This is a genomic window from Actinomadura sp. 3N508 (assembly GCF_044326375.1).
Taxonomy (GTDB): Bacteria; Actinomycetota; Actinomycetes; order Streptosporangiales; family Streptosporangiaceae; genus Spirillospora.
The window spans coordinates 683,702-708,102 of record NZ_JBIRAX010000002.1; the positions used below are offsets into that span (position 1 = coordinate 683,702).

The 24,401-nt window shown below is 67.5% G+C and carries 22 protein-coding genes and 2 tRNA genes; 7 read left to right on the plus strand and 17 right to left on the minus strand.

Annotated elements, in window-relative coordinates; translation table 11 throughout:
* Positions 1-18: 18 nt before the first annotated feature.
* Both ACH34S_RS09370 and ACH34S_RS09375 read right to left on the minus strand, forming a co-directional pair.
* The gene (locus tag ACH34S_RS09370; RefSeq protein ID WP_395952424.1) at positions 19-1,770 is read right to left on the minus strand and encodes an adenylate/guanylate cyclase domain-containing protein; all 1,752 of its coding nucleotides are present in this window, start codon (positions 1,768-1,770) and stop codon (positions 19-21) included.
* Between the two features lie 96 nt (positions 1,771-1,866).
* A complete protein-coding gene (locus ACH34S_RS09375; RefSeq protein WP_395952082.1) occupies positions 1,867-3,288 on the minus strand; it encodes an amino acid permease in 1,422 nt (473 codons plus the stop codon).
* 273 nt (positions 3,289-3,561) lie between these two features.
* On the opposite strand from ACH34S_RS09375, the gene ACH34S_RS09380 reads away from it, so the two are divergent.
* Both ACH34S_RS09380 and ACH34S_RS09385 read left to right on the plus strand, forming a co-directional pair.
* Positions 3,562-3,636, plus strand: a tRNA-Asp gene (locus ACH34S_RS09380).
* Positions 3,637-3,660: 24 nt separating this feature from the next.
* A tRNA-Phe gene (locus tag ACH34S_RS09385) sits at positions 3,661-3,734 on the plus strand.
* A 73-nt stretch (positions 3,735-3,807) separates the two neighbouring features.
* On the opposite strand, the gene ACH34S_RS09390 is transcribed toward ACH34S_RS09385, so the two are convergent.
* From ACH34S_RS09390 to ACH34S_RS09435, 10 genes are all read right to left on the minus strand, one after another.
* Positions 3,808-4,158 (minus strand): hypothetical protein, encoded by a 351-nt coding sequence (locus ACH34S_RS09390; protein WP_395952083.1) that lies wholly within the window; start codon positions 4,156-4,158, stop codon positions 3,808-3,810.
* A gap of 84 nt (positions 4,159-4,242) precedes the next feature.
* Positions 4,243-5,604 (minus strand): tyrosine-type recombinase/integrase, encoded by a 1,362-nt coding sequence (locus ACH34S_RS09395; protein ID WP_395952084.1) that lies wholly within the window; start codon positions 5,602-5,604, stop codon positions 4,243-4,245.
* Positions 5,604-5,783 carry a helix-turn-helix domain-containing protein gene (locus ACH34S_RS09400; protein WP_395952086.1) on the minus strand — a complete coding sequence of 60 codons (180 nt, stop codon included), beginning with the start codon at positions 5,781-5,783 and terminating at the stop codon, positions 5,604-5,606. Before ACH34S_RS09400 ends, ACH34S_RS09395 begins: the two co-directional genes overlap by 1 nt.
* Positions 5,780-7,144, minus strand: coding sequence for a replication initiator (locus ACH34S_RS09405; protein ID WP_395952425.1), 1,365 nt, complete (start codon positions 7,142-7,144; stop codon positions 5,780-5,782). The genes ACH34S_RS09400 and ACH34S_RS09405 overlap by 4 nt, the downstream gene beginning before the upstream one ends.
* A gap of 141 nt (positions 7,145-7,285) precedes the next feature.
* Entirely contained in the window at positions 7,286-7,441 is a 156-nt protein-coding gene (locus tag ACH34S_RS09410; RefSeq protein WP_395952087.1) for a hypothetical protein, read from the minus strand.
* A gap of 13 nt (positions 7,442-7,454) precedes the next feature.
* A complete protein-coding gene (locus tag ACH34S_RS09415) occupies positions 7,455-7,610 on the minus strand; it encodes a hypothetical protein (protein WP_395952088.1) in 156 nt (51 codons plus the stop codon).
* Positions 7,611-7,682: 72 nt separating this feature from the next.
* Entirely contained in the window at positions 7,683-8,489 is an 807-nt protein-coding gene (locus ACH34S_RS09420; protein WP_395952089.1) for a DUF2637 domain-containing protein, read from the minus strand.
* The gene (locus ACH34S_RS09425; protein ID WP_395952091.1) at positions 8,486-8,785 is read right to left on the minus strand and encodes a hypothetical protein; all 300 of its coding nucleotides are present in this window, start codon (positions 8,783-8,785) and stop codon (positions 8,486-8,488) included. The genes ACH34S_RS09420 and ACH34S_RS09425 overlap by 4 nt, the downstream gene beginning before the upstream one ends.
* Before the next feature lie 101 nt (positions 8,786-8,886).
* Positions 8,887-10,227, minus strand: a complete 1,341-nt coding sequence (locus ACH34S_RS09430) for an FtsK/SpoIIIE domain-containing protein (RefSeq protein ID WP_395952093.1) — start codon at positions 10,225-10,227, stop codon at positions 8,887-8,889.
* Positions 10,228-10,241: 14 nt separating this feature from the next.
* Entirely contained in the window at positions 10,242-10,616 is a 375-nt protein-coding gene (locus ACH34S_RS09435; RefSeq protein WP_395952094.1) for a hypothetical protein, read from the minus strand.
* A gap of 135 nt (positions 10,617-10,751) precedes the next feature.
* Between ACH34S_RS09435 and ACH34S_RS09440 the strand changes: the two genes are divergently transcribed.
* The 3 genes from ACH34S_RS09440 (at position 10,752) to ACH34S_RS09450 (ending at position 13,035) form a co-directional block, all read left to right on the plus strand.
* Positions 10,752-11,147 (plus strand): winged helix-turn-helix domain-containing protein, encoded by a 396-nt coding sequence (locus ACH34S_RS09440; RefSeq protein WP_395952095.1) that lies wholly within the window; start codon positions 10,752-10,754, stop codon positions 11,145-11,147.
* 338 nt (positions 11,148-11,485) lie between these two features.
* Complete coding sequence (locus ACH34S_RS09445; RefSeq protein ID WP_395952097.1) at positions 11,486-12,451, plus strand: AAA family ATPase; 966 nt, start codon at positions 11,486-11,488, stop codon at positions 12,449-12,451.
* Positions 12,448-13,035 carry a guanylate kinase gene (locus tag ACH34S_RS09450; protein WP_395952098.1) on the plus strand — a complete coding sequence of 196 codons (588 nt, stop codon included), beginning with the start codon at positions 12,448-12,450 and terminating at the stop codon, positions 13,033-13,035. Before ACH34S_RS09445 ends, ACH34S_RS09450 begins: the two co-directional genes overlap by 4 nt.
* Before the next feature lie 608 nt (positions 13,036-13,643).
* Here the strand turns inward: ACH34S_RS09450 and ACH34S_RS09455 are convergent.
* Positions 13,644-13,883 (minus strand): hypothetical protein, encoded by a 240-nt coding sequence (locus ACH34S_RS09455; RefSeq protein ID WP_395952099.1) that lies wholly within the window; start codon positions 13,881-13,883, stop codon positions 13,644-13,646.
* Positions 13,884-14,038: 155 nt separating this feature from the next.
* Here ACH34S_RS09455 and ACH34S_RS09460 point away from each other — a divergent pair, with 155 nt between their 5' ends.
* On the plus strand, positions 14,039-14,971 hold the full coding sequence (locus ACH34S_RS09460) for an AAA family ATPase (protein ID WP_395952100.1): 933 nt from the start codon (positions 14,039-14,041) through the stop codon (positions 14,969-14,971).
* Positions 14,972-15,133: 162 nt separating this feature from the next.
* Here the strand turns inward: ACH34S_RS09460 and ACH34S_RS09465 are convergent, their stop codons facing one another.
* Positions 15,134-15,703, minus strand: coding sequence for a hypothetical protein (locus ACH34S_RS09465; RefSeq protein WP_395952101.1), 570 nt, complete (start codon positions 15,701-15,703; stop codon positions 15,134-15,136).
* Between the two features lie 376 nt (positions 15,704-16,079).
* Positions 16,080-16,610: a DUF6932 family protein gene (locus tag ACH34S_RS09470; RefSeq protein WP_395952102.1), complete on the minus strand. Its 531-nt coding sequence runs from the start codon at positions 16,608-16,610 to the stop codon at positions 16,080-16,082.
* 936 nt (positions 16,611-17,546) lie between these two features.
* Between ACH34S_RS09470 and ACH34S_RS09475 the strand changes: the two genes are divergently transcribed.
* Positions 17,547-18,044, plus strand: coding sequence for a phage integrase N-terminal SAM-like domain-containing protein (locus ACH34S_RS09475; RefSeq protein ID WP_395952103.1), 498 nt, complete (start codon positions 17,547-17,549; stop codon positions 18,042-18,044).
* Positions 18,045-19,229: 1,185 nt separating this feature from the next.
* Here the strand turns inward: ACH34S_RS09475 and ACH34S_RS09480 are convergent.
* Positions 19,230-20,540: an alpha/beta fold hydrolase gene (locus ACH34S_RS09480; RefSeq protein ID WP_395952104.1), complete on the minus strand. Its 1,311-nt coding sequence runs from the start codon at positions 20,538-20,540 to the stop codon at positions 19,230-19,232.
* Positions 20,541-21,328: 788 nt separating this feature from the next.
* Complete coding sequence (locus ACH34S_RS09485) at positions 21,329-23,962, minus strand: amidase domain-containing protein (protein ID WP_395952105.1); 2,634 nt, start codon at positions 23,960-23,962, stop codon at positions 21,329-21,331.
* Between the last annotated feature and the right edge of the window lie 439 nt (positions 23,963-24,401).

Below are 24,401 nucleotides of genomic sequence, written 5' to 3' on the forward strand. Positions count from 1 at the left end.
CCGCGAGCGCGACTTTGATCAGAAATGGACGGCGCCGTCCGGGCCCGATTCCGGCTTGTCGGGTTTGCCGTCCATCCGTGCGTCCTTGGCCGCCCTGGACAGGATCAGCGCCCCGAGCAGCAGCTTCCGGCTCCGCCGCAGCGGCCGCGGAAAGCGGACACGACGGATGAACGCCCTGCCCACGGGCGCCCCTGTGGGCGCCTCCACCCCCACCGCCCCGTCCACTCCTGACACCCCGTCCACCCCGGTCCGTCCCGCCGACAAGGCCGGCGACATCGACGGCGCCGGCGTACGCGGCGTGCCCAACCGCGTCGGGCGGCTCCGCCCGCGCAGCGTCACCGACCCCTCAAGATCCCACTCAGCGGCCTCGCCACGATGCGCCAGATCCAGGACGGCCGCCGAGGCCAGCACCTTCCCGGGCGTCCCCTTCGCCAGGTCGCTGAGCCGGGCCGCCTCGTTCACCGGATCGCCGATCACCGTGTACTCGAACCGCTCCTTCGCGCCGATGTATCCGGCGACGACCTCTCCCGCGGACACGCCGATCCCCGCGTCCAGCATCGGCACCTCCGCGCGCAGCCGCCGCGCCAGCTCCCGGGCGGTGCCGAGCGCCGCGCCCGCCGAGTCCTCCAGCTGCGTCGGCGCCCCGAAGATCGCGAGCGCCGCGTCGCCCTCGAACTTGTTGATCCAGCCGCCGTGCCCCGCCACCACCGTCACCACGACGCCGAAGAACCGGTTCAGCAGCCCGACGACCTCGTCCGGGCTCCGCGTGTCCGCCAGCCGCGTCGAGCCGGTGAGATCGACGAACAAGACGGCCACCTCACGCGTCTCGCCGCCGAGCGTGATGTCGCCGCGCTCCAGCGCGAGGTCGGCGACCTCCTCCCCCACGTGCCGTCCGAACAGGTCGCGCAGCCGTTCATGCTCGCGGAGCCCCGCCACCATGTGGTTGAAGCCGGCCTGCAGCTGCCCGACCTCGCTCGCGTCGTACACGTCGACCTCCGCGCCGAGGTCGCCCCGCTCCACCTGCGCCATGCCCTTCCGGACGGCCCGGATCGGATCGGCGATCGCCTGTGTCGCCATATAGGTGACATAGACCCCGGCGACGAGCGCGGCACCACCAAGGCCCAGGATCGTGATGGCGAGCTGGGTGACGTTGATGTCCGGCGCGGCCAGCGCGGCAACGGCAACGCAGATCAGCCCGAGCACCGGGATCGCCGTCCCCAGCGCCCACGCGAGCATGACCCGCGTCGTCACCCCCGGCAGCCGGGTCCTCCGCGGCCGCTCCGCCGCCAGCACCAGCGCCGCGGCCGGACGCAGCAACCGCTCCGACAACAGATAGACGATCGTGCAGGTCGTGGCCGCGCCCAGCAGGCACGTCAAGCTGGTCTTCACCGCCAGCCGTCCGGTGAACAACACAAGATCGAGAACAGCCCACCCCAGCGCCCCGACGACCCACAACGCGCCGATGAGAAGCGTCAACCGCAACGGCCCAAGGAGCACCGCCCGCCGCTGTTGCCGATCGGGCGTCCCCCCGTCCCGAACAAACGACACAACAGGCCGCCACAGCCACAACCCCAGAAACAAAGCCACAGGCACCGCAACGACCGGATAGCTGAAGAACGCCACCGCATTGACCAGATGGGCGTAGTCGCGATCCTTTAGCGGCGGATCGGGCACCACGAACGTCGCGAACAGCAGCACCACCACCGAGCCGACCGCGTTGGCGACGCCGACCACCACGAGCAGGACCCAGCGCACACGGATCTCGAGCATGCTCGTCACGTGCGCCTCCGGAGGGATGGAACCGCCCACAGGGATCATCGCACGCCACGAAACGTCCCGGCGGCCGGGGCCGCCGGGACGTCCCGCTCAGACGCCGGTGCTCGTCTCCACGGCGACCTTCACGCCCGTGGCGTCCTGCGAGGCACGCCGCACGAACGGCCACCCCACCACCACCATCACGGCCCACGCCGCCATCACGTACAACGCGATCCGGGTGTCGGCCTCCCAGGCAATCGTCACCGTCACGAAAGCGAAGAACGCCAGCACGGCCCAACTGCTGTACGGCGCCCAAGGCATCCGGTAGGACGACGTCTTCAACGCCCCCGCCTTGGCCTTCCGCCGGTAGATCATGTGCGACACCACGATGACGGTCCACACCGCAAGCGCGCCGCCGGTCGACACCGACGTGATGTATTCGAACGCCTTCTCCGGCACCACCGCGTTGATCACGACCCCGATGCCCATCACGAGCGCTGAAATGACCACCGTCAGCACGGGCACACCCCGCCCGTTCAGCCGCGACAGGAGCCGCGGGCCGTCACCGTTCACCCCGGCCGTCCGCAGCATCCGCGACGTCGAATACAGCCCGCCCGCGTTGCAGGACGACAGCGCCGCCGTGAGCACCACGAAGTTCACGATGTCCGCGCCGCCCGGAATACCGATCTTGTCGAACGCCAGCACGAACGGGCTCGCGCCGCCCTTGAACGCCGTCCAGGGCACCACCGCGAGGATGACCAGCAGCGACCCGAGGTAGAACAGCGCGAACCGCAGCGGCAGCGCATTGATCGCCCGCGGAATGTTCTTCTCGGGATCCTTGGCCTCGCTCGCCGTCACACCCACCAGCTCGACGCCCAGATACGCGAACATCACCATCTGCAACGTCATGATCGTCGCGCTGTATCCCTCGGGGAACACACCCCCGTGATCCCACAGGTTCCCGACCGCCGCCGTCTCCCCGGCGTCACTGAACCCGAAGGCCAGCACCCCGATCCCCACCATGATCATCATCACGATCGCGGCGACCTTGATCATGGCGAACCAGAACTCCAGCTCACCGAACAGCTTGACCGAGATCAGGTTCACCACGAACAGGATCAGCAGCGCCACCAGCGCCGTCTGCCACTGCTCGACCCCGGGCCACCACTTCTGGATGTAGGTGCCGGCCGCGGTCAGCTCCGCCATGCCGGTCGTGACCCAGATGATCCAGTACGTCCAGGTCGTGGCGTATCCCCAGAACGGACCGAGGAACTCCCGGGCATACCCGGCGAACCCGCCCTCCGTCCGCCGGTACGTCAGCAGCTCACCGAGCGCCCGCATGACGAAGAACAACGCCAGCCCCGCGACGGCGTACGTCAGGATCAGGCTCGGCCCGGCCTTGGCGATGTTCTCCCCTGCTCCGAGGAACAGCCCGGTACCGATCGTCCCGCCGATCGCCAGCATCTGGATCTGGCGCGTCCCCAACCCTCGCTGATAACTCTCCGCACCCTGGTCTGGGAGCTTTGCGACCACGCGGCCTCCCTCGCATCTAGGGCACCGTCCCTCCTGGAACGGCGCCACCCTCCGGTCACGCACCGCTGCGCAACCCGGACAGACTAGGAGCCCCGGGCGCATAACACGAAACACGGCCGACAAACCGGTAACGCCCCGGTATCTCTCCGTGACGACCTTCCCCCTCAACCCGACCGTTAACGAGTTGGCGACCACCTCGGGCATCGCGTATGCTCTCGGACGTCGCCAAGCGTTAAGCGCGCCCCTCCGGAGCCGCTAGGCTCGGAGCAGCAAGGTCCTGTGGAGCAGCTAGGAGTGCTCGCCACCCTGTCAAGGTGGAGGCCGCGGGTTCAAATCCCGTCAGGACCGCCCAGACGTGCACCAGCACGTCCCGGGCAGGTAGCTCAGTCGGTACGAGCGTCCGCCTGAAAAGCGGAAGGTCGGCGGTTCGACCCCGCCCCTGCCCACCTCAAATGACCAGCGAAAACGCCCCGGAGCCACACGGCCCCGGGGCGTTTTGACGACAACGCTGACGACAACCTACGCGGATGCCCTAGTGACGCTCCCTCCAAGCACCCTGTTCAAGGAATCGCACACGATTGGGTTGGGCTCAATCTCTCCTGAGAGCACCTGGCGCACCGCCGTCACCAGGCCCCTAGGCGAGATCACATAGACGTGCCGTGTCGCCTGGTGATCTTCGAGGACCTCGGGCCAAAGCACGTAGCCAGCCCGCGCAAGCTCCGCACGGAGACCATCGACGCGCGGCCGGCTGGTCTTCTCCCAAGGCAGTCCACGATCTTGTGCGTAAGCCTGGACTACATCACCGAGCTTGAAACATTCGATGCCACCGATAGTCGCATCGACCTTGCGCTTAATCTCGTCGAGCAGCACGACGACCTCCATAAGTGGGAACAGGGGAAAATCACAGCGTCCCAGAGGATTGAACCTCTGGGACGCCGATGGCCTCATACGGTCTTATTGGAGGGCGTCCCCCAGCTTCCGAAGGGCCGCGCGCTTCTCGTCGAGGGCCGCGTGTGCGTAGATCGTCATCGTCACCTCAATGTCGCTGTGTCCGACGATCTCTCGCACGATGTGCGGCGGGACGCCGAGGTCCAGGAGCAGCGAGACGCAGGTGTGCCGCATGTCGTGCAGGCGCATCGAGCCGAGGCCCGCAGCGGCGCGGATACGGCCCCAGCTACGGCGGAGGTTGTCCGGCTCCATAGGAGTGCCGAGGCGGGATGGGAAGACGAGCCCGTGATCCTGCCAGCGTGGCCAGGCGTCGGACCGTTCGGCGTCCTGCTTCACCCGATGCTCGCAAAGCGCCGTGACGCACAGGTCCGGCAGCGGGATGGTTCGCGTTGAGTCGTCGGTCTTGGGCGGGACGAACCGCAGTTCTCCGGCGACCCGTTGGAGGGTCTGCACCACCTCAAGCTTGGCGTCTTGAATTCCCGTTTCGGCGCAGTGCGCGCACGGGTCGCCGTCGAGGGTGCCGCCCTCTCCCCCGCAGGCGCGACACGGCGTCAGGGTGATGTCCTGCCAGCGCAGGCCGAGCAGTTCCCCGCGCCGCAGGCCGAGGCACAGCGCCAGGACGTAGAGCGCGTAGAGCCGCTCATCCTGGGCCGCCTTGAGGACGGCCCTCGCCTGGTCGACCGTGAGGCCCCGGTTGACCTTGTACTTGGGTGTGGTGACCGTGACGAGCCGAGCGACGTTCCTCATGAGAATCTCCTCGCGGACAGCCGACTGCAGAGCATTGCGGAGCACGGCCAGGACGAACTGAACCATGCGCGCCGAGAGCCGGGACTTGCAGCATTCGCCGCCCTTGAGGGCGCAGCACTGGGGCGTTTCCCGGCTGGCGTCCCATCCGTGGCGGCAGCACTGGCACGACTCGCGGACGGTGGTGATGAACGCCCGGACGTCACGGGCCGTCAGCTTGCCGAGCCGCTTCTTGCCCAGCCCGGGGACCAAGTGGAGCCGGATGACACTCTCGTATCCCTGGACGGTCTTGGGGCGCCGTTCGACGCGTACGACGTTGTCCAGCCAGTACGCGAGGTACTGCTCTACCGTCCAGCTCACGGAAGCGACCGGGACACCGGCGTCGGCCTGTGCCTTGAGCTTGACGTACTTCGCGTGGCATTCCTCGCGGGTCTTGCCGTACACGCTGACGCGCTTGATCGTCCCGGCAGTCGTCGGGACGAAGACCTTCGCCTCATACCGTCCGTCCTTACGCTGGACGATCGTCCCCTCACCGTTGGCACGCCGACGAGTGCGAGCCTTACGAGGCTTGCGCCGCTCGGGCTCCTCGGGCTCCTCGGGCACGGCGAGCAGGGTCGTGGTCATCAGGCAGCAACCTCCGTGAGCTTGTCGAGGTACTCGGCGAGGGCGTTGACAGGGACGAGTCGGCGACGGCCGATCTTGACCGTGCGGAGCTGGTTAGAGCGGATGAGGTTGTAGAGCGTCCAGCGGCTCACGCGGAGCCGTTCGGCGGCTTCATCAACGGTCATGAGCAGGTCGGTCACGCGGGACTCCTCGCGGGCATGGCGGACGGGCCGAGGGACGGCAGGGGTTTGCCGGTGAGGGCAGCGGTCAGGAGCGCCTCACCTGGGGTGAGTCCCTGGCCGAGGTAGCGCCAGTGGGCGATCACGAGGACCTGGTCGTCCTCGAACGGAAGGCGGCCGGTGGTGATCTGGTCGTGTTCGCGGCGGTTGTGCTCGATGCGGTCGGCGCGCAGGCGGCCGAGGGTGACCGAGTAGCGGCGGGACTTGGTGGAGAAGTGGCCGCGGAAGCCGAGCATGTGAGCCCACTCGGCCAGCCGCAGGCCCGCGTATTCGTCGAGCGCACCCAAGCGGAGGCATTCGGCGATGAGCCGCCGCGCGTGCCCGGACACCGGCAGGTCGGCCGGGTCGTCGGTGGGGCGTATGCGCCGGTCGAGGGTGCCGACGCACTCAGCGGCTTTGGTGGCGTATTTGGCGATGTAGCCCGCCACCGCGGTATCGGTCAGTTCTCCGGTGGTGGTGATCGGCCGGACGTCGATCTGGGTGCCCCACACGTGCTCTTTGGCCGGGACGTCGCCCGCCGCCGGAGTCGACACCGTCACCGCTCCGGCCGCGTGATCCACCGCCGCCTTGAGCAGTTCGAGGGTGGCCCAAGAGGGTGGGGCGGCCGTTGGGCCGCCGGGTCCGTCGAAGCGGATGACGGCGTGAAAGTGCACCAGGCCGCGCCGCTGGTATTCGGCGACCTTGGCGAAGGAGACCGTGAGCACCTCGCGCAGGTCGGAGACCCGTAGACCGGCCGAGCGCGCGACGTAGCGGCGGAAGGCCAGGGTGAACCGGCGCCATAGTTCGGGGGCGTGTGCGTTCCACAGCACGGCGCCGGTGTAGTCGAAGCAGTCGGGACAGATCGGTTGTCCGAGCCGTGTGTCATCGGCGGAGTGCCGGACGGTGCAGGACACCGGCCGCCCGTGTGGGCAGGTCCCGCCGCGCCGGGGACGGCACGCCACCACGGCGCCGCTCTTACCGGTGCGGCGAGTGTGCACCGGGCCGAACGAGGGCGCGGTCAGAGTGACGAACGCGGCCGGGTGTGCGGTGACCGAGGCCGGGACGCCTTTGCCGCCGACCAGGCCCGCGCGGATGAGTTGGTAGGTGTCAGCGCGGTAGGTCTCGGCGCAGGCAGGGCAGCGGGACGCGCGCCGGGTCTTGCACGCCACGCGCAGCACTCCGCCCGGTTCCCGCGCGGTCGAGTAGTGGTGCAAAACCTCGCCCGTGGCCGGGTCGAGGTGGGTGACGCGGCCGCGGAGGTGGACGGGTTGGGCACAGCCGCCGGTGGTGTGCGCGCGGCGGGCCCAGGCGCGGAAGTCGGACCGGTTGTACCGAGCCGCCATGTCGCGGGCCGCAACGTCGGTGACGAGTGGAGCAGGGTGAGGCACGATGAACGGGTCTCCTTATCCGTGGATGCGGATGGTTGGGGATGGGGCCCGGCGTGGCCGCGTGTGCTTGCCGGCGACTGCGGCCACGCCGGGCGATCAGAACGCGGTGGTGAACCGGGCGAGTGCGTCAGCGACCAGCGCCAGGCCGCCGACGAAGGCGCGGGTGGCGCGTGCGGCCCGTTCGGGCTGACGGGTCAGGAACAGGCCGAGGACGAGCCAGAAGCAGACGAAGGCGCAGCGGCGCAGGAACATCGAGGCGCCCCCTTCAGTAGGTGTGGCCGTGGCCGTTGCAGTCGAGGCAGGTGGAGCCGTCGGAGGCGACGCCGCCCCCGCCGCACGTCCCGCACACCCAGCCGAGCGCGATCCCGACGAGCGTGAGGAACGTGACCAGCGGTCGCGGGTGACCGGTGCAGACGTACATCAGGCGGCCCGTCCGGTGTCCTGGTCGCCGTCCTGGCCGGTGTGGGTGGTCATGGCGGTTTTCCTCCAGTGCTTAGGAGAGGGACGCGGTTTCGGTGCGGAGTTGGCGGAGCAGTTCGGAGGCGAGCTGGTTGGACACGCCGAGCCGGGCCCGGAGTGCGTCACGAGTGATCGGCCGTCCGTGCTCGGTCTGGTGTTCGGCGGCGACACGGCGCGCGAAGTCGACCAGCGGCCCCGCCGCAGCCGACGAAGCCGAGGAGGGTGCGGTCGGTGCCTGCTGGGCGGGAACGGGGATGAAGGTCTGTCCATCCCGCTCGCCCCGCGCGTGGTCGGTGTCGCGCTGTGTTGCCGGGACGGCAGCGGCGGCCGTGGGACGGTCGTCCTCCCACACGACCCACGGGGACGAGGACGAGCCCGACGAAGATGGGGACGGGGACGGCGTCGAGGACGGACGGCCGAAGGAGTCCGGGACCGCCGAGGGTTGCGCCGTCGCAGGGGTGACGGCCTTTCGGCGCTCCAGCATGGAGACGGCGACCAGGAACGCGCCCGCCGGAGTTCCGGCCGTGATCCAGCCCCACACCGACGGGTCGGCTTGCGCGAGGTTCGCGGCGAGCGAGAGCAGGATGCCGCCGACCAGGACCAGGGTCGGCCAGGTCAGCCGCCCTGTCTGGCGTCCGGTGCGCTTGTCGCGCTGGCGTTCTCCGGCCGCCATGACGCAGGTCAGGTCGATGCAGACCGCGATGGCCCAGGCCATCCAGCCGTGTTGACCGTGTTCGGTGGCGGTGTCGCGGATATGGGTGAACGACCCGGCCGCCGCGATGCCCGCCAGCACGACGACCGGCCCGGAGTCGGCCACGGCGGCGAGGATGCGGCGGGTCATGCCGCCCGCCGGACGGTGATGAGCGCCAGTAGCGCGGCCAGCTCAGGGTCACACCGGTGCGTGTCGGCCCAGTCGTCCACCTCGCCCGTGCGGGACGAGGTGAAGGAGTCGGCGCAGCGCTGGCACCGGGCGATGTGCAGGGACCGGAACTCGTCCCACTCGACGCCGACCGGCCACACGTCCCAGGACGAGACAGGGGACGGCCGGGACGGGGACGAGGACGAGAGCGAGGACGGGCCGGACGAGACGACGACGAATCGAGGACGGGGACGGGCGGAGTGCGCGCGGGAAGTCATCGGGCAGCCTCCAGGGAGCCGGTTTCGGGCATGGATCGGGTAGGGACCTGGCGCGATCAGAGCTCACGCCGAGCCGAATGTGAGGAAGGGAGAGAACCCGGTTACGCGGCCGGGCGAGCGGTCGGGACAGAGCCGGTCAGCGCGTCCCAGTCCGGGGTCAGGTGGGCGTAGTCGTGGGCGGCTTGCTCGGCGGCGGACTCGGGGACATTCACCGACCGGGCCCGGTGCCAGGAGCCGTCTTGACCGGCGACCACGCACACGCCCGGAGTCTCGGCCGGGATGGCGCGGGCAGCGTCCAGGGCGGCCGGGTCCAGGTCCCCGAGCGTCATGTTCGCCGTCTCCGGGTCGTTGACCCGGTGGCACACCCGCCCCGAGAGTTGCGCCCGCAGCGCGGTCACGCCGGGCCCCAGGTCGGAGCCGATGCGTTGCCCGCACACCACCAGATAGACCGCGAACGCCCGCCCGAGCTGTGCGAGCCGCAGCAGCGCGGTAGCCGTCCGCGCCACCTGGTCTTTCTCGGATTTGTCGGCAATCAGGAACAGTTCGGCGACCTCGTCGACCAGGACCACGACCGGCACCGGCCGCAGCGGTTCAGCAAGGGTCCACACGTTGCGGGCACCGTGTGCGCGGCACAGCGCCATGCGGTTCTCGACCTCGCCGACCAGATCGGCCAGCAGATCCACCGACTCCTTACGGGTAGTCGCCAGCGCCGACAGCCGAGGCGCGTACGGGGTGAACTCCACCCCGCCCTTGAGGTCGAACCCGACCAGCGCAACCGGTTGCGGAGCCAAACCCTTAATGAGCGCATTGGCCAGGTTCGACTTGCCGGACTGTGTCGCCCCGGCGTTGATCCAGTGCGGCACGGTGCGGAAGTCGATCACCCAGTCTCGGCCGTTCTCCAGCTTGCCGGGACGCACCCGCAGCAGTTCACCGGTCTCCGGCTCAGCGACCACGTCCACCAGCGGGTCACGCATCGTGGCCCACAGCGTGACGAACCCAGGCCGGACGTCGACCACCCGCACCGAGTGCACCCGCCAGGCGTGCGCGACCCCTTCGGCCGCTTTCTCGTAGTCGGCCGGGACCTGGCCGTCATGCAGCCGCACCCGCATCCGCCAGCCCAACCGGGTAGGCCGCAGTACCCCCAGCCGCGGAGAGCGCTCGACATCCACCCGCCGCACCCGCCGCTTCTGCTCGACGACGGTCGCGGCCGAGCGACTTGCCGGCCCCACCACGGGGATGGCGTCGAGGGTGAGCCGGAACCGCCGCCGGTTGCGGGTCAGGCGGCAGCCCGAGGCGACGTGATGCCAGGTCAGGTACACCAGGACCGCCCGAGCCGGGAAGCCTACGCCGTACCAGAACGAGACCGGTTGCCACCGGCGCCAGGCCCAGAGCCCGACCGCCGCAGCGGCCAGGACTCCGAGCACCAGGACGAGATCAGTCATGACCAGGCCGCCGTTCAGGCCACGTCCGCCGACGCCGAACCAGCCACGGGACCGGACGCGTGGCCAGACGCCGAGACCGGGCCGATCTGGTCGGCGCGGTAGGCCACGCCCCACCGCTTCTCACCGCCCAAGACGGCCTCCCACGGGAAGGCGACCAGCCCGACCGGCGTGACGATCTCGCCGATGGTCACCGACTGGTCGCCGACCACCGCCACGTTCAGCAGCTCCACCCGCCCCGCGGCGTCGGCCGCCGACAGCCCGACCGTGAACACCGTCTGCCCGTTGCGGTCCACCTTCACCTCCCCCGTGTCCTGGTTGATGACCTTGGGACGCGGCGCGGACACGCACACGAACGTCAGCGCCGACACGTCCACCGGGATGTTGCGCATGAGGAACCTCCGAGGTTCGTTGAACTACTTAGCCAACATAGTCGACTTGGTCGTCTAAGTTGTCAAGGACGCCATGGTTTTCTTGGCCGGTCAGGTGTGCTGAACTTGGGGGAGGCCCCCGATGGAAGGCGGACGATGGTCGAGAGGACCGGACGGCCGGGATATCTCCAAATAGCCGATGACCTGCGGCAACAGATCAGAGACGGACGACTGCCCCCGGGACGCTCCCTGCCGTCGACGGCCAAACTCGGCGACGAGTACAAGGTGTCCGCCGGAGTGGTGAAGGCCGCCATCAGCGTGTTGCGGACCGAAGGTCTCGTCATCGGCCAGCAGGGCAAGGGCGTGTTCGTTCGCGACAACGCAGACGCCCACGCGGCGACCCACGCCGCGCCGTCCATCGCCGAAGGCGACATCACCGTGAACCAGCTCACGGAAGTACTGGCCGCCGTCCGCGACCTCGGCGAACGCGTCGCCCGGATCGAGCGGACCGTGTTTCCAGAGCCTCCGCCAACTGATCGACCCGGCAAGTAAGGTCGTTCAGCTCCGCAAGGATCTCGTCCAGCAGCTCCCGAGGTGTTCGCCCGTGCTCGCCGTCCGCCGCCATCGGTGGCCGCCTCCCGTAATGATGCGTTCTCTCGTTCGGCACACCGATATTTCACTTCGGGAGGCACGCAAAGCCCATCACTAATGCGTCATCGGGTTCTTACACGCGCGCTTATACGTCCGCTTTCACGTCCCTCAAACACACGGCGCACCCGCCCGAAAAATGCCGATCTCCGCGCTAACGAAAGGCCGGAAGTTTGACCACGTCCAAGCAGCGAAACGGCTGGCAGCCGCACAGGCTCCGTGAACGCAGGGAGAGCCACGGCTTGACCCTTGAGGCCGCAGGCGACAAGCTGCGCCAGGTCGCCGACCGGGGAGGGCTGAGAGTCGCGGCGAACTTCCAAACGCTGTGGGGACACGAGAGCGGCACCATGTACCCAGGCCCGCACTACCGTCGCGCCTACTGCCTCATGTACGAGGCCACCGAGCCCGAGCTCGGCTTTCGCCTCCCTCTCCCCGCCGAAGAGTCCGGAGACCTCACCCTCCCGTTGCCCAACCCCCTCACCCCCGCAGCCACCGAGGACGCCGCCAACGCGATCACCCAGGGCCTGAACCGAGTCTCTGACCAAACCCAGGGCCAGGACCCCACCGCCGGCGACGCACTCAAGGCCCGCGTGGTCAGCGCATGGCGTGGCCGAGCCATGAGCGGCAGCCTCACGACAACGACTCTCGCCCTGGTCGGCGGCTACGCCGGATCAGGCAAGACGGAATTCGCGCGATTCCTCGGCGACATCTCAGGCTGGGCATTTCTCGACAAGGACTCCCTAACCCGCCGACTCGCCGAACGCCTACTGATCTCCATGGGCGGCGACCCACACGACCGCCACACCGACCTCTACCTGAACGAGGTCAGGCCACTGGAATACAAGTGCCTCATGGACACCGCAAACGACAACATCGACTGCGGCATATCCACCATCCTCGCCGCCCCGTTCATCGCCGAGTTGAAAGACAACGCGTGGTTGAGCCGCCTCACCAACCGGTGCAAGGCCAAGGGCGTGGACGTCGCCGTGATCTGGGTCCGGTGCGACGTCGACTCCATGCGCGAGTACATCGAGTTCCGCGACGCCCCGCGCGACGCCTGGAAACTCGCCAACTGGGACGAGTACGCCAGCACACTCGACACCCAGACCAGCCCGCCCGGCGTCCACCTCACCGTCGACAACCGCCTGGGCGCAGCGATCAGCATCGCCGACCAGACCAGGGAAGCCCTGCGTAGAGTCCTGCCATGACCAGTCCCGGCGTGATCCTCTACGGCCCACCGGCCAGCGGCAAGGACACCGTCACCGCCGAACTGGCCCACCTGGACGACCGGTACACCCTCCTGCCCAAGCTGAAACTCGGCACTGGCCGCAGCACCGGCTACCACCACGTCTCACCCGCCGACCTGGAGAAGCTGCGCGCCACCGGCCGCCTGGTCGTGGAGACCCACCGTTACGGCAACGTCTACGCCATCGACCGCGACGACATCGCCGCCCTGGTCGAGGCCGACAAGGTCCCCATCGTCCACATGGGCAACCTCGCCGATCTCCAGCGCCTACGCGCAGCCGTCCCACTCGACTGGACGGCCGTCCTCCTCTGGATACCCCGCACCGTCTGCGCCGACCGCTCCAAGCACCGCGGGGACGCCGACACACCCGAACGCCTTCAGGCATGGGACGAGACGCGCAACGACCTCCGCAGCACCGACGCGCCCGCCATCCATCTGCTCGTCCGCACTGACCAGGTCGACCCCACCGACACGGCCCGCCGCATCATCGCCGCCGTCGCCACCGGCCCCGCACACCCTGTGGCCGTCCCGCCCGATCTCGAATAGCGATGACCGCGCGGCAGGGACCCGGCCCCACCGTTCACCCGCCGCGCGGTCATCAGGGCCACGGCCACCCGCCGGGGCACGTGATAGCCATGGCCAGCTCTCGAAGCGACAACGCCCCCACCAGCCGCCGCCACGGAACTCCGAAGCGTTCCGCCACCTCATTCAGGGCCGCCCCGGCAATCATCAGACTTCGCCCGTCCTCCCGGACGAGCCCGCTACCGACACCCACGGCCGGAGCAGAGCCGAAACCTCCGACACCGCCAGGTCGACATCCGAGCATGGCGCGAGCAACTGCCCCGTACTCGATCGGAACCACCACCCGCTATCGACCCGGATAACGGTGATGCTGTCCCCGCCACACGGAGAGGCCGCGGAGTAGACCCGTAGCATCACGAGCGGCTCGTCGTACCGGCGCTCCACCGTCCACCCCTCGCGCCGCAGCGCCCGCCGAAGCCGGTTGAGCAGCAGTCGCGCGGTCAGCGGCCGAGGCGGCGCAGCAGGTGCATCCGGGGGGATCGGTACCCGCCGCGCCGCCTCAACCTCCCCCGGGACCGCGCCGGGCTCAGACGCGGCCCCAGCCGGTGACAGTGGGAAGGTCCACACCACCATCACCAGGCCCTCTTGGTCTCACACCCCGCACGCTGCCTCTCCTGCACCAGCGCCTCACGCAACGCCGCCGAGTCTGAGCGGATCACCGTCGGGTCAACGCCGGCGGCCGGGTCGACGAGCGTCGCCACCCAGTCACCAGGACGCCCGTCCCCTCGCCGGGACCGCCAGATCCGGTGTCCGGTGAAGTCCTCCCGGAGCTGGCGGAGCACCGGGTCATCAGTCTGCGCACGCGTTTCCATCGGGAGAGTCCTCATGGGGGTTCGTCGTCGGGCCGGACCGGCCCACGCGGCATCTCGTCAACCGCCCCGCCAGCGTCCCGCCGCCCCGTGATTTACAAAGGAGCCTGACAGGGGGCCAGCCGGGGGCCACACTGGGTGACGGGAGGTAGCCGCCCATGACCACCGAGGCACGACGAGCGTTCGGCGCATACCTGGCCCGCCTACGCGGCAGCAGAAGCCAACGCGCCTTAGCCGCCCAGCTCTGCGACCTCGCCGGTACTGACACACTCACCCGACACGAGGTGTCCCGCTGGGAACGCGGTCTACGCATCCCCGACGACTGGCTTCCCTACCTCGCCCGCGCGCACAACGTCCCGTTGCCCGTCCTAGAACGCATGGCCGCCCAAGCCCACGGCCGCACCCCCGACCAGGACGGCACTCCGTTCGACCTCTCGGCCTTCTTCTCCGGAGGCCACACGCTCAAGACGCGCCTGGCCAACGCCTGGCACGGCCGAGCCGTAGCCAACGCCGGAGGCAATCCCTTGCTCATCCTGGTCGGCGGCTACGCCGGATCAGGCAAGACCGAGTTCGCTCGCTTCCTCTCCGACCTCTCCGGCTGGGCCTTCCTCGACAAGGACGCCCTCACCCGCCGCATGACCGAACGCCTCCTAATCTCACTCGGCGCCGACCAGCACGACCGCCACACCGACCTCTACCGCACCGAGGTCCGCCCCCACGAGTACCGCTCCCTGATGAACGCCGCCTACGGCAACATCGACTGCGGCGTCTCCATCATCCTGGCCGCCCCCTTTGTCGCCGAGCTGAACAACCCGAGCTGGCTGCAACGCCTCACCCACCGATGCCGGGCCAAGGGCGTAGACGTCACCTCCATCTGGGTCCACAGCGACCTAGAGACCATGCACGAGTACATCGAACTCCGCGACGCCCCACGCGACGCATGGAAGCTAGCCAACTGGGACGCCTACACCAGCACCCTCGCCCCAGACGACCCACCCGACGCCGCCCACCTCACCATCGACAACCGCCTAGGCGCAGCCGTAAGCCTCGCCGACCAGACCCGCCGAGCCCTTACCAGACTCATGGCTTAACCCAGGTCAGCGAGGCGTACCCCGCGCCCGATGAGAACTTTCTCTACGTCTTCAAGGGCGCCCGCTACGCGGCCGCCAGCGGGCGGTCGGGGCCGGGCATGCGGCCTCTCCGGGCCGACCCGGACCCGAACGCCCGCTCTAGTTACGAAGTGCGAGGCGCTGTCAGTCGTCGTCCAGCGCTGAGACCTCGAGGATTGTCAGGGTGCGGCGCACGTGACCGTCGGGTTGCTCTTGCAGAGCGACCCGTACACGGAGCACGACCGCGGCGCCGATGTGCCATTTGCTGATCTCTTGCGGCGGTAGCTCCTTCGCGCTCATCTTCACCGTCTCGCCATCAGGGAGCGCGACCAGCCAATGCTGCAGGTCACTTACCGTCCGCAAGGTCCCAGTAAATGTCTGCTCCTCGGAGTCGAGACCTCGCCCGGCCACAAAGCTCTGCATACGCCGAGCCGTCATTGGTGTGATGCTTGCCCTGACGATACCCAAGCCGGGCTCAGCCCATGTGGCATCGAGCGTGATGTCAGAACGGCTGATCGCCCTGGCGAGATTGGCTAGGGTACTCCCGACGCGGGGGCCAAGGTCCCGCAACGACGTGGCTACGCTGTCATCAATGACAGGACGGTCTGTGTCGAATCTGCCGAGTAGACCAATGAGGGCTTCAGAGGCACGATCGGCGAGTGGCCGAGGAGTTTCGATCATTGACACGTTTCCCCCAGGCTCGACCTCATCCATGGGAGAAGCCTGCGGTTCCAGGCTTAGAACGATGGACCCTGCCGAGGGCGCAGCATTCAAAACTAGGGTCGTGCGTTGGACGATATCGGCGGGAAGCACCCCTCGAAGTGCCTTGGACTTCTCAAGCGCTGCTCCGGTAGCGGAGACAGCCCGCTGCCAGCCCGCCGCGATCAAGCCAAGTTGGCCAAGCTCAGCTGAGTGGCCACGGACCCCGTTGCCGTGCAAACGAAGCTCTCCTCGGGAGCGCACGGCGCGTACGGTACCGGTCCGTCGAGCAATAGACGCCTCGATGCTCCGTCGGTTCCACTCGGCTGACCCTGCTGATGCAAGAGTGGACTCCCCAGGCTCAGGGGTGTGCTCAAAGAACCAGGCCAGTTCATCTGTACCCATCGATGATCACCTCCAGGTAGCCACGCCGTGGAATGGAGCCCAGGCGAGGGTCCGCATCACGAATCCGACTCCACAGGTCATCCCAGTAGCCTCGGGCTTCCCTGTATTGGCGCGCTTCTGGCTCGGGATCAGGACCGGGGGTCGGCATCCATTGCAGAATGTACGAATCAATACGCACGCCATAGATGTCCTTAATCTGGCCTGTTGCTGCGGCGGAAAGGAGAGCCAGCGCTCGCGGGTCTGAGGCTGCAGCGTTTTGAAACTTCACGGCGTCGACCAAGTAGACGCAGTCGATATCCGCCGGATCTGGCTTAGCCGAGAAAAAGCTGCCCGAGAGCCAGCATGCTGGCACCTCGCCGACAAGCTGCCGAAGTGCCCCTGTGAGCTGCTGCCACTCAGCCCAGATCGCCTGCCGCTCACCGGGCTGACCCGTCACGTAGGTGGACTCAGCTTCCTCCACCGTGCAGACCCATCGACCTAGCGGGATCTGACCGTCGACCAGTTGGGGCGGCGTCACTGTGATGCTCCTGTGGGCATGCATGCATCATGGCTGCTCACCCATGCTAGCCACATGCGGCGGCCGCATTAGGTCACAGAACAATCCCTGCCCAGTCGGGATACACCCAAACTTGCAGCAGCGTCCTGCTGTGTGTCCGGCAGGTCACTTGGGGCGGCGAGCAACGGCACGTGGTCACGTCAATCTTTCCTTGATCATCTCATCGCCGACTTATCACCTCGCAAGCACTAGGAGCTTGGTCGGACCCGCTCGAACCAGGGGGCTGCGCCGCCCCCTGGACCCCCGCGAGCCGGGGCACTCGTTCGCGCGAGACGGTCTGTCATACCTTGCGCGCCGTTCGCGCGAACGAGCACCCCGGACCGGCGCCAACGTGCGGCGTGCGCGCGAGCACAGGCGCAGTTAGGCCCAAGCTGTCACAGCGTCTGGCCCTGGAGCCGCCGGGGGCGCACGATGAGCGTGGTGTCGGATGGGCAGAGGGGGAGATGAGCTGCGACCTCTCTCAGTGAGATCGAGATGCGACTTCGGGCCGTCGAGGTGCCGGTAGGTCGGCATGAGGAGGACATAGCCGTGCTCGTGGACACTGGCAGTCAGACGCTCACTCTCGTAAAGGCTCTTGCCCGTCGTGCGGGTTTGGACGTTGAGGAGCTTGCTCGCCGAGGTCGAGGAAGACGCCGAGGACTAGCAGGTCAGCGCCGCCGAAACTGACGACAGCCCTGACGACAACGTGGGCAATCAACCGGCACCATGGGCGTACGTCGAGCACCGTCCGACCTCGGTAGACGCCACGGCGGCAGGGTGGTTGTTACTTCTGAAAAGCGGAAGGTCGGCGGTTCGACCCCGCCCCTGCCCACACAGGTCCTCTGACCAGCGGGAACACCGATAACGAGTTGATCACCGTCGGTGTACACCGCTTGAACAGAGGAAAACTATCTCCCGATGGGTACCGCCCGTACGCGGCGCCCGAAGGACCTCCGAGCAGGTACCTTCCAGCCCGCGATCAACTCGTTCACCCTCCACCTCAACGCTGAGGGGAAGTCCCCGAAGACCGTCCGCACCTACGCCGAAGCAGCGCAGTGGTTCGCGGCCGAGCACCTTCGACGCAACACCGAACACTCCGGCTGGGAAGACGTCACCGCCGACGACGTCCGCGCCTGGACGGTGTGGCTCCTCAACACCTACTCCGACAGCTACGCCAACAACCAGTACCGAGCCCTGCAGCAGTTCTTCAAGTGGTGGTCCACCGACGAGGAACTGCCCAACCCCATGGCCAAACTCCGCCCGCCCGTCATCCACGACAGAGCCCCGGCGCACACGGCGCCGGGGCTTCGCCTTGATTCAGCCCTTCCTCCGCGCCTGGGCCGACCGCTTGGCCAGCCGCAACATGTAGGCCCGCTTGGCCAGTTCAGCACGCTCCCGCCGCTCTTCGGCCGGTAGCACACCTTCCGGATCGACCTCCCGCTCGAACCTGGCCAGGAATGCATCCCTGGCTGGCCTGGTACGCCGCTTCCTATCCTCGGTCCTGCTCCAGGACAGAAGAACAGCGATTCGCTTGTCGATCCCCGCCATGGCAACCTCCGCGTCCCGCGATGGAAAATTTCAGGCCATCTCCCTCCGCCGCCAATGCCAAGAGCACCTAAGACACCCGAAGTGTCTTGTCCATGCCCCGCGCTCCGCAAGATGCCCCTGCCCACACCAGCGTAACCATCAGCCGGGTACACCACTTGCCTTCCCCTAACGTGACCACAAGTCGCCCACTCCGAGCCGTCCTGAATCTACCTAATCGCCCAATGCCGCAGCCAGCAATGGCGGGTGGCACCCGGCCGGCACATTAGCGCTTACGAAAGTCATCTCATTGCGAGCCTCGCTCGCAATGAGAGCGGGCGCCACGATGTCCCAAGAGCTCTTGCCCTCGCCCGCCGGCGAAGGCGGCCGCCACCTCGCACGCCGACGCGCACGGCCAGACCATTCCCGCGTTTCGATCCTCGCCCGCCGGTGAAGGCGGGCGCCACAGCAACTGACCTCGCAATACTACGCGCAGCTACATCGAAGTCACTTGCATGAACTGCACAATAATACATAAAACGGCCCAGACCTCCTTCGGAACTTCGCAGGTATCGCGTGCGCACTAGAGGTTCCGAAGGAGGTCTGGATCTGATGGCATCAGCGAAGCTTCTTTCCTTCCCTCACCTTCGACCCAACGCCACATTCCGCCGAAGAGAAGGAGCTTCACCGCAATCTCCTGAGTTCGATCGGAACACCCGCGCAGCTGGAAGACCTGGGCCTACCTCTTGATCAAGTGATGGCAGACACGCCGAATGTCTACTGGGGGACCATGTCGTACGTCGGACTGCGCATCGAAGACGACGAGGTGCACGTCGCACTCCAGAAGTGGCAGAGCATACCCCACGACGTGATCAACAATCTCGCGAAGTGGTATGGCAATATGTCTGGAGATACATGGTCCGTACGCCAGCACAATTGGATCCTCGTTGACCACAAGACCGGCGAACCAATTTTCTAGATTCTGAAACAAACGATGCTCGGAAACCAACGCGGGGAGGGCTGGGAAGAGGCGTGGTCGCCGGTGTTTCACCGGCGACCAGGGGTGTGCCCCGGTGGTCACCGGGACGGGCGGAGGGTGCGGGTCGGGGTGTAGCGGGTGAAGGCGGGCGGCATGACCTTGTTCTCCTTGCCGTACTCCGCGACCTGGTGGAAGCGCGGATCGAACCGGTTCGCGGCGGCGTTCAGGTGCCGGGTGCCGGTTTGCGGCCAGTCACCGGTGTCGATCTTGGTCAGCAGGCTGCGCAGGGCGGTGATCTCCTCTGCGGCGTTGAACGAACAGTGCCCGCCGCGTTCCACGTACAGCTGGCGCAGCAGGCTCGGGTGGCCGTTGCCGCGGACCTGCCCGGCGTACCAGCGCCCCTGGTCCGGGGGAACACCGGCGTCTCCCGTGGTGTGCAGCGACACCATCGGGACCCGAATGCGCCCGGCCGGTACCCCGTACCGGTACATGTAGCCGAGCGCGTCCTTCTCGGGTGCGATGCGGGGGGCGTCGGCCAGGGTGGCCAGGTCGGTGCGAAGGCTCAGGCCCGCCTCCCGGTACGCCCGCTCGACGACGCGCCGCTGGCTGGAGCGGGCGAGTTGCCCGGAGTAGTTCACGCCGACGTTCCACAGCGGATTGCCGCCCGCCCGCTCGGCGATGTCGGCGAACGCGGCCGTGCCGTTGCCGTGCACCTTCGCCCACTTGACCCATTCGGACTGCTGCCGGGTCCACTCGGCCGTGTCGGTCGGCTCGGGCTCCTGCGGATGGAACCAGCCGGTGACGTTGCCGAGCGCGGCGGCCAGCGTGAGGCGGGCGCGTCCTGCGGGGGTCTCGCGGGCCTGGTCGATCGCGGCGACCAGCGCGTCCCGTCCGCCTGGCGGGTCGGCGGAGTTCACCAGGTCGATGTCCTGGCCGGGAGCGAGGAGCGTCTTGACCGCGAAGTTGACGTCCAGAGCGGTGTTGAAGGTGTTCAACGGGTCGTAGAGGGCGCACAGGTTCAGCACGCCGTCGAACCGCTGCGGATACCGCTCGGCGAGCAGCGTCGCGATCGCTCCACCCATTGACTGGCCGCTCAGCACGGTCCGCCGTGGCCGTCCGACGTTGGCGTTGAACCAGTCCAGCAGCGCCAGTTGGTCGTTCATCGCTTCCTTGACCAGGTAGCCGACGCCCTTGTTCTGGTACTCCGAGGCGGCCAGCGCATAGCCGTTGTCCAGCAGCCATTCCCGGGTCTGCTCGTTGTTGGAAACGAACACCTGGTTGAAGACGAAGCCCTCCGGCTGGTAGCCGTGGCTGTAGAGCAGCAGCGTGCCGTTCCAGCGTTCCGGCATCTCGACCCGGTAGCGGGCGCCGTTGATGGTGCCTTCGTGGGGAGGTGGCTCCTGCGCCACCGCCGGTGTGGCCGGCCGACCGCCGCTGCGCAGACCAGAACGCCCGCGAGGAGGGCGGCAAGCATTCTCTTCATGATCATCATCTTCCTGGCTCGTCCGGGCCCTGTCCCGGAGACCTTCCGATCACAGGTCGAACGGGCGGCCCGCGGATCGACACGATCGGAAGATCACTTCGCACGAACGTCGTACGGCGCGGTTCACTCGGGGATGGTGGTGACGCGAACGCGGACGCGGTCGGTCAGGGCGGTCAGGGCGCCGTCCAGTACGCGCCGGTCACCAACCGCACGGAGGTTGGACGGTCGCCATGCTCGGGCCGGGATAATCGTGGTACTCCTGTACCTGCCAGATGGCCGGAGTCAGCAAGATGAGAGCCAGGAATAGCGAGGGGACGCTGATGAAGCTCGCCCAGAAGGGCGACCTCCGCACGACGGTGAATGCGACCAAGGCTGAGATCATTGCGAGCACGAGCGCCGTCAGCGAGAACACCGGAACAATGAACGGATACCCTTTCGTCCAGTGCGCCGTCGACGGGTTCACCTCACATGCCCGATAGGTGGCACGGACGGCCCGGTCTCCAAGAAGATCCATCAGCCAGAGAAGCAGGGCCCCCGAGACGCTGAAAACCGCCGCGGCCAGGCAGGGCCACCTCCAGAGCCGTTGGCTTCTTCCCCTTGGTCCCACAGCAGATCCCGTCGTCAAGACGACCCCTGGGCGGGCTGCGCCTCGCGGAGACGCCTCCCACCCAGGGGTGTCAGGAAATCGCGGTCACAGCGTCGGGTCGCTACCCCTCATTCGAGCACGTAAGCGAAGCCGAGTGCGCTGTAACGCCCGCTGGCCAGCCCTTTCCACAGAGGCTTGTAGCTGTCGTGGTTCGGCGAGTTGTGCTGAGCATAGTAGATCGAGTACTGATCGGGGCCATCGACCCGGGAGACGATGGACGCGTGGGTGAGAATCCCCTTCGACTTGCTCTCCCAGTACATCGAGTCGCCGACGGTTACCTCACTGTACGATTTCTCCCAGTAGACCCGGCCCTGGCCACTGAAATGGCGATGGTGGTTCACCACCGCGCCCCAGGTGTACGAGTTCTTCCAGAAGAACAACTTGACTTTTCTGTGAAACCACCAGGCCTTGTCGCTCTTCCTGTCCCCGTCCCTCTCCGGGGCCTCTCCGCCGAAGCGGATCGCTTTGGAGATGAAGTTGGTGCAGTCCGGGGATTCGTCGTGCACCTCCGTCGGCGCGTGCTCCGCGGCCCAGACCCCGATGTTGTGGTTGTCGATGTCCCCGCGACGGGCGACGCGCTTCTTGGCCGCCGTCACCGTCCCGCCGGCGCTGTCGAGGGGGAATGACTGGCCGCTCTCTAGCCCTTGAAGCCGCCGGGCCTGCTCGGTCGTAAAGGCGTTGATGCGCTCGTGGCCGGTGATTTCGCCATCGGCCGCAACGGCCGCGACCGACTGCACCAGTGACGGCGGAGCATCGGCGGCCGAACCGGCTCCGCCCCCGGGTGGAAGCGCGAAGGTGAAGTCCCCGGTGCGGACGAAGTTGTTGGTGACGCGTTTCTCGGCTTCGGTCCCATGGCCGTTCGCGTAAATCGTCTTGCCGCGCAGGGTCGTGCGGACGGTGACGGTCTGATCCGCGGCCGAATAGCTCACCAAGGTGTCGGACGGATCCATCTCGGTGCTGACCTGAGCGGCTTTACCGGCCGCCCCATAGGCACGAGTCGCGAGAAGCTCCTCGGCCTCCGTGTAAAGGACGGGACGGAACATCCCACCCTGAGAATTGGCGCCGACCGCCTGCTCAGTGTCACGGTACCGGCCCTCCACCAGCCCCTCGCGGCTCAGCGCGTACTGGCTGACGCCATCGAGGTAACGCTGCTGGCCACCGGGCACCGCCTTGGGTGTGAAAACGCTGCTCTCCTTCCATGCGCCGACGCCGTAGGCGGTCCGTGCGCGCACCCGGAACGTGTAGGACTTGCCGTTCTCCAGGCCGGTCACCACGGCACGAAGGCCCTTCACGTAGAGCGTTCGCTCAACGGTGTCGTAGGTGTCCAGAACCTGGAGTTCGTAGTCCTGGACGACATTCTGGTCCCCGGGTGCGTGCGCGCCGAGATCCTCCGGAGGCGCCCAGACCGCGAGCGCGCCGCCGTCCCCGGCGCGGCCCGAGATGTCCGGCGCCTTGCCCGGGGGGCCGGCGGGAAGGTATTCCAGCACCACCGACATCTTCTCCGGCGCACCATCCGCGCCGAAGGCCACCGGATCGGCGGCGTTCTTGGCGGTCAGCGCCACGCCAGTCGCGGCACCCGGAGTGTTCTGCCAGATATTGGCGAGCCCGCCGAGGCCGAGTTCCGCGCCGTCCAGCACCGACTCCGAGGTCGGATCCGGCGACAGGTTCGTGGAAACGTCATTGCCTGTGGGGTTGTCCGGCAGCGACGACGTCACCTGGTGCGCCACCACCCTGCCCTCTCCAGGACAACCGGGCGCGCACGACGCCGTGCCGAGCTTCAGCTTCGCCGAAACGATTCTGGCTCCCGCGGGCAGCGAGCTCAGGTCGACCTTGACCAGCGACACGAGCGCCTCGGAGCCATTCCCGCCGACGCGGACCTGTGAATCCGAACCGAGAGGACACGGTTTACCCGAGCAGGCGTCCGCCGCCGATTTCGCGGTGGCGATACTGAGCTTGTCCTTGCCCAGGGTCACGGTCTGGGTCGTGGGCTCGGGCGGTGCGGCCGGCACGGTGAACCGCTTGTCACCGACCGTCTCGTTGCATATCCACTGAACGCACGCCTTCAACTGCCAGCGGTAGGTCTTGCCCGTCTTGACGAAATTGTCCGGCAGACGCAGCGATACGCGCGGGTTTTCGCTTGACGAGGCGACGCCGGTTGCGTACGGACGTGGCTCGACCGGGTTTCCGGCTTCGTCGTAGAGGAAGAATTCCCCTGTGGCGGGCCGACCGGATGGCCGTGACACGATACCGGAAAGGACGGGGTTCTCCGGATCGATCCGGGTCGTGGTCGTGCTCCCTCGCGGTGTCAGCCCTGTCGGGGCCAAGGGGGCGTCCACGGTGAACTGTTTCCACCCGGACCAGCCGCTGGAGCCGGTTTCATCGGACGCACGCGCCCGGAACTTGAACACCCCGGGATTACGCAGTTTCGCGGTCACGACTGCCCGCGCCTCCTGCCCCGAGGGTACCCCTTCGGCGGTAACGGTCTGCACCGCTCCGGTGGCTTCGTCCAGGAGCTCGAAGGCGTAGTTCAGCTTGTCGCCGTCCGGGTCGACCGCCGTCGCCTTGAGCGCGGGCTTATCACTGAACACGACGGCACTGCCGGGCGTTTCCACCGGCCCGGCCTTCAGATCCGCCGGTGTCTGCGGCGGCCCCGCGGCGATCGCCGTGCCTGGCACCGCGACAAGCACCAGCAGGCAGCCCATGGCCGCTGCCAGGACGCCTACGACCCTGCGTCTTAATTCCGTCATTGGTCGAGTTCTCTATCCTGCCGGTTACTGGACACATGCGCTCTCGGGAGCATTCGCGCCTAACCTCCTGTGTGGACGTCGTCCTTTTTGATTGGCCGCCCGAATAGACGCTACGAAAACCTGATCACGCGAACAAGAGATCGAACGCACACGAACGGCAACAAGAATCATAACCAGTGGTCATGTGGTGTGTCATAGGTCGGCCGCATCAGGTCAGAGCCGCAGGTAAACCGAAGGACTCGATTAAACGTCGACTGAGGCCGGCCAGCCTCCGCCCCATCCGCCGCCCGTCCCCGAGCCGTTGTCTGTGAAGTTCGCCCGGTTCGTTCCACGGCGGCAGGCCCCGACCGCGTTGCGGGTGCCCCTACGTCCTGGTGTCCGGCGAGCGTCCATG

What these genes read in the sequence shown, in the direction of transcription:
- ACH34S_RS09370 (WP_395952424.1), bottom strand. Translation starts at nt 1,770, where the DNA reads ATGCTCGAGATCCGTGTGCGCTGGGTCCTGCTCGTGGTGGTCGGCGTC.
- ACH34S_RS09395 (WP_395952084.1), bottom strand. Translation starts at nt 5,604, where the DNA reads ATGACCACGACCCTGCTCGCCGTGCCCGAGGAGCCCGAGGAGCCCGAG.
- ACH34S_RS09405 (WP_395952425.1), bottom strand. Translation starts at nt 7,144, where the DNA reads ATGGCGGCTCGGTACAACCGGTCCGACTTCCGCGCCTGGGCCCGCCGC.
- ACH34S_RS09410 (WP_395952087.1), bottom strand. Translation starts at nt 7,441, where the DNA reads ATGTTCCTGCGCCGCTGCGCCTTCGTCTGCTTCTGGCTCGTCCTCGGC.
- ACH34S_RS09415 (WP_395952088.1), bottom strand. Translation starts at nt 7,610, where the DNA reads ATGTACGTCTGCACCGGTCACCCGCGACCGCTGGTCACGTTCCTCACG.
- ACH34S_RS09420 (WP_395952089.1), bottom strand. Translation starts at nt 8,489, where the DNA reads ATGACCCGCCGCATCCTCGCCGCCGTGGCCGACTCCGGGCCGGTCGTC.
- ACH34S_RS09425 (WP_395952091.1), bottom strand. Translation starts at nt 8,785, where the DNA reads ATGACTTCCCGCGCGCACTCCGCCCGTCCCCGTCCTCGATTCGTCGTC.
- ACH34S_RS09430 (WP_395952093.1), bottom strand. Translation starts at nt 10,227, where the DNA reads ATGACTGATCTCGTCCTGGTGCTCGGAGTCCTGGCCGCTGCGGCGGTC.
- ACH34S_RS09435 (WP_395952094.1), bottom strand. Translation starts at nt 10,616, where the DNA reads ATGCGCAACATCCCGGTGGACGTGTCGGCGCTGACGTTCGTGTGCGTG.
- ACH34S_RS09440 (WP_395952095.1), top strand. Translation starts at nt 10,752, where the DNA reads ATGGTCGAGAGGACCGGACGGCCGGGATATCTCCAAATAGCCGATGAC.
- ACH34S_RS09450 (WP_395952098.1), top strand. Translation starts at nt 12,448, where the DNA reads ATGACCAGTCCCGGCGTGATCCTCTACGGCCCACCGGCCAGCGGCAAG.
- ACH34S_RS09455 (WP_395952099.1), bottom strand. Translation starts at nt 13,883, where the DNA reads ATGGAAACGCGTGCGCAGACTGATGACCCGGTGCTCCGCCAGCTCCGG.
- ACH34S_RS09460 (WP_395952100.1), top strand. Translation starts at nt 14,039, where the DNA reads ATGACCACCGAGGCACGACGAGCGTTCGGCGCATACCTGGCCCGCCTA.
- ACH34S_RS09465 (WP_395952101.1), bottom strand. Translation starts at nt 15,703, where the DNA reads ATGGATGAGGTCGAGCCTGGGGGAAACGTGTCAATGATCGAAACTCCT.
- ACH34S_RS09475 (WP_395952103.1), top strand. Translation starts at nt 17,547, where the DNA reads ATGGGTACCGCCCGTACGCGGCGCCCGAAGGACCTCCGAGCAGGTACC.
- ACH34S_RS09485 (WP_395952105.1), bottom strand. Translation starts at nt 23,962, where the DNA reads ATGGGCTGCCTGCTGGTGCTTGTCGCGGTGCCAGGCACGGCGATCGCC.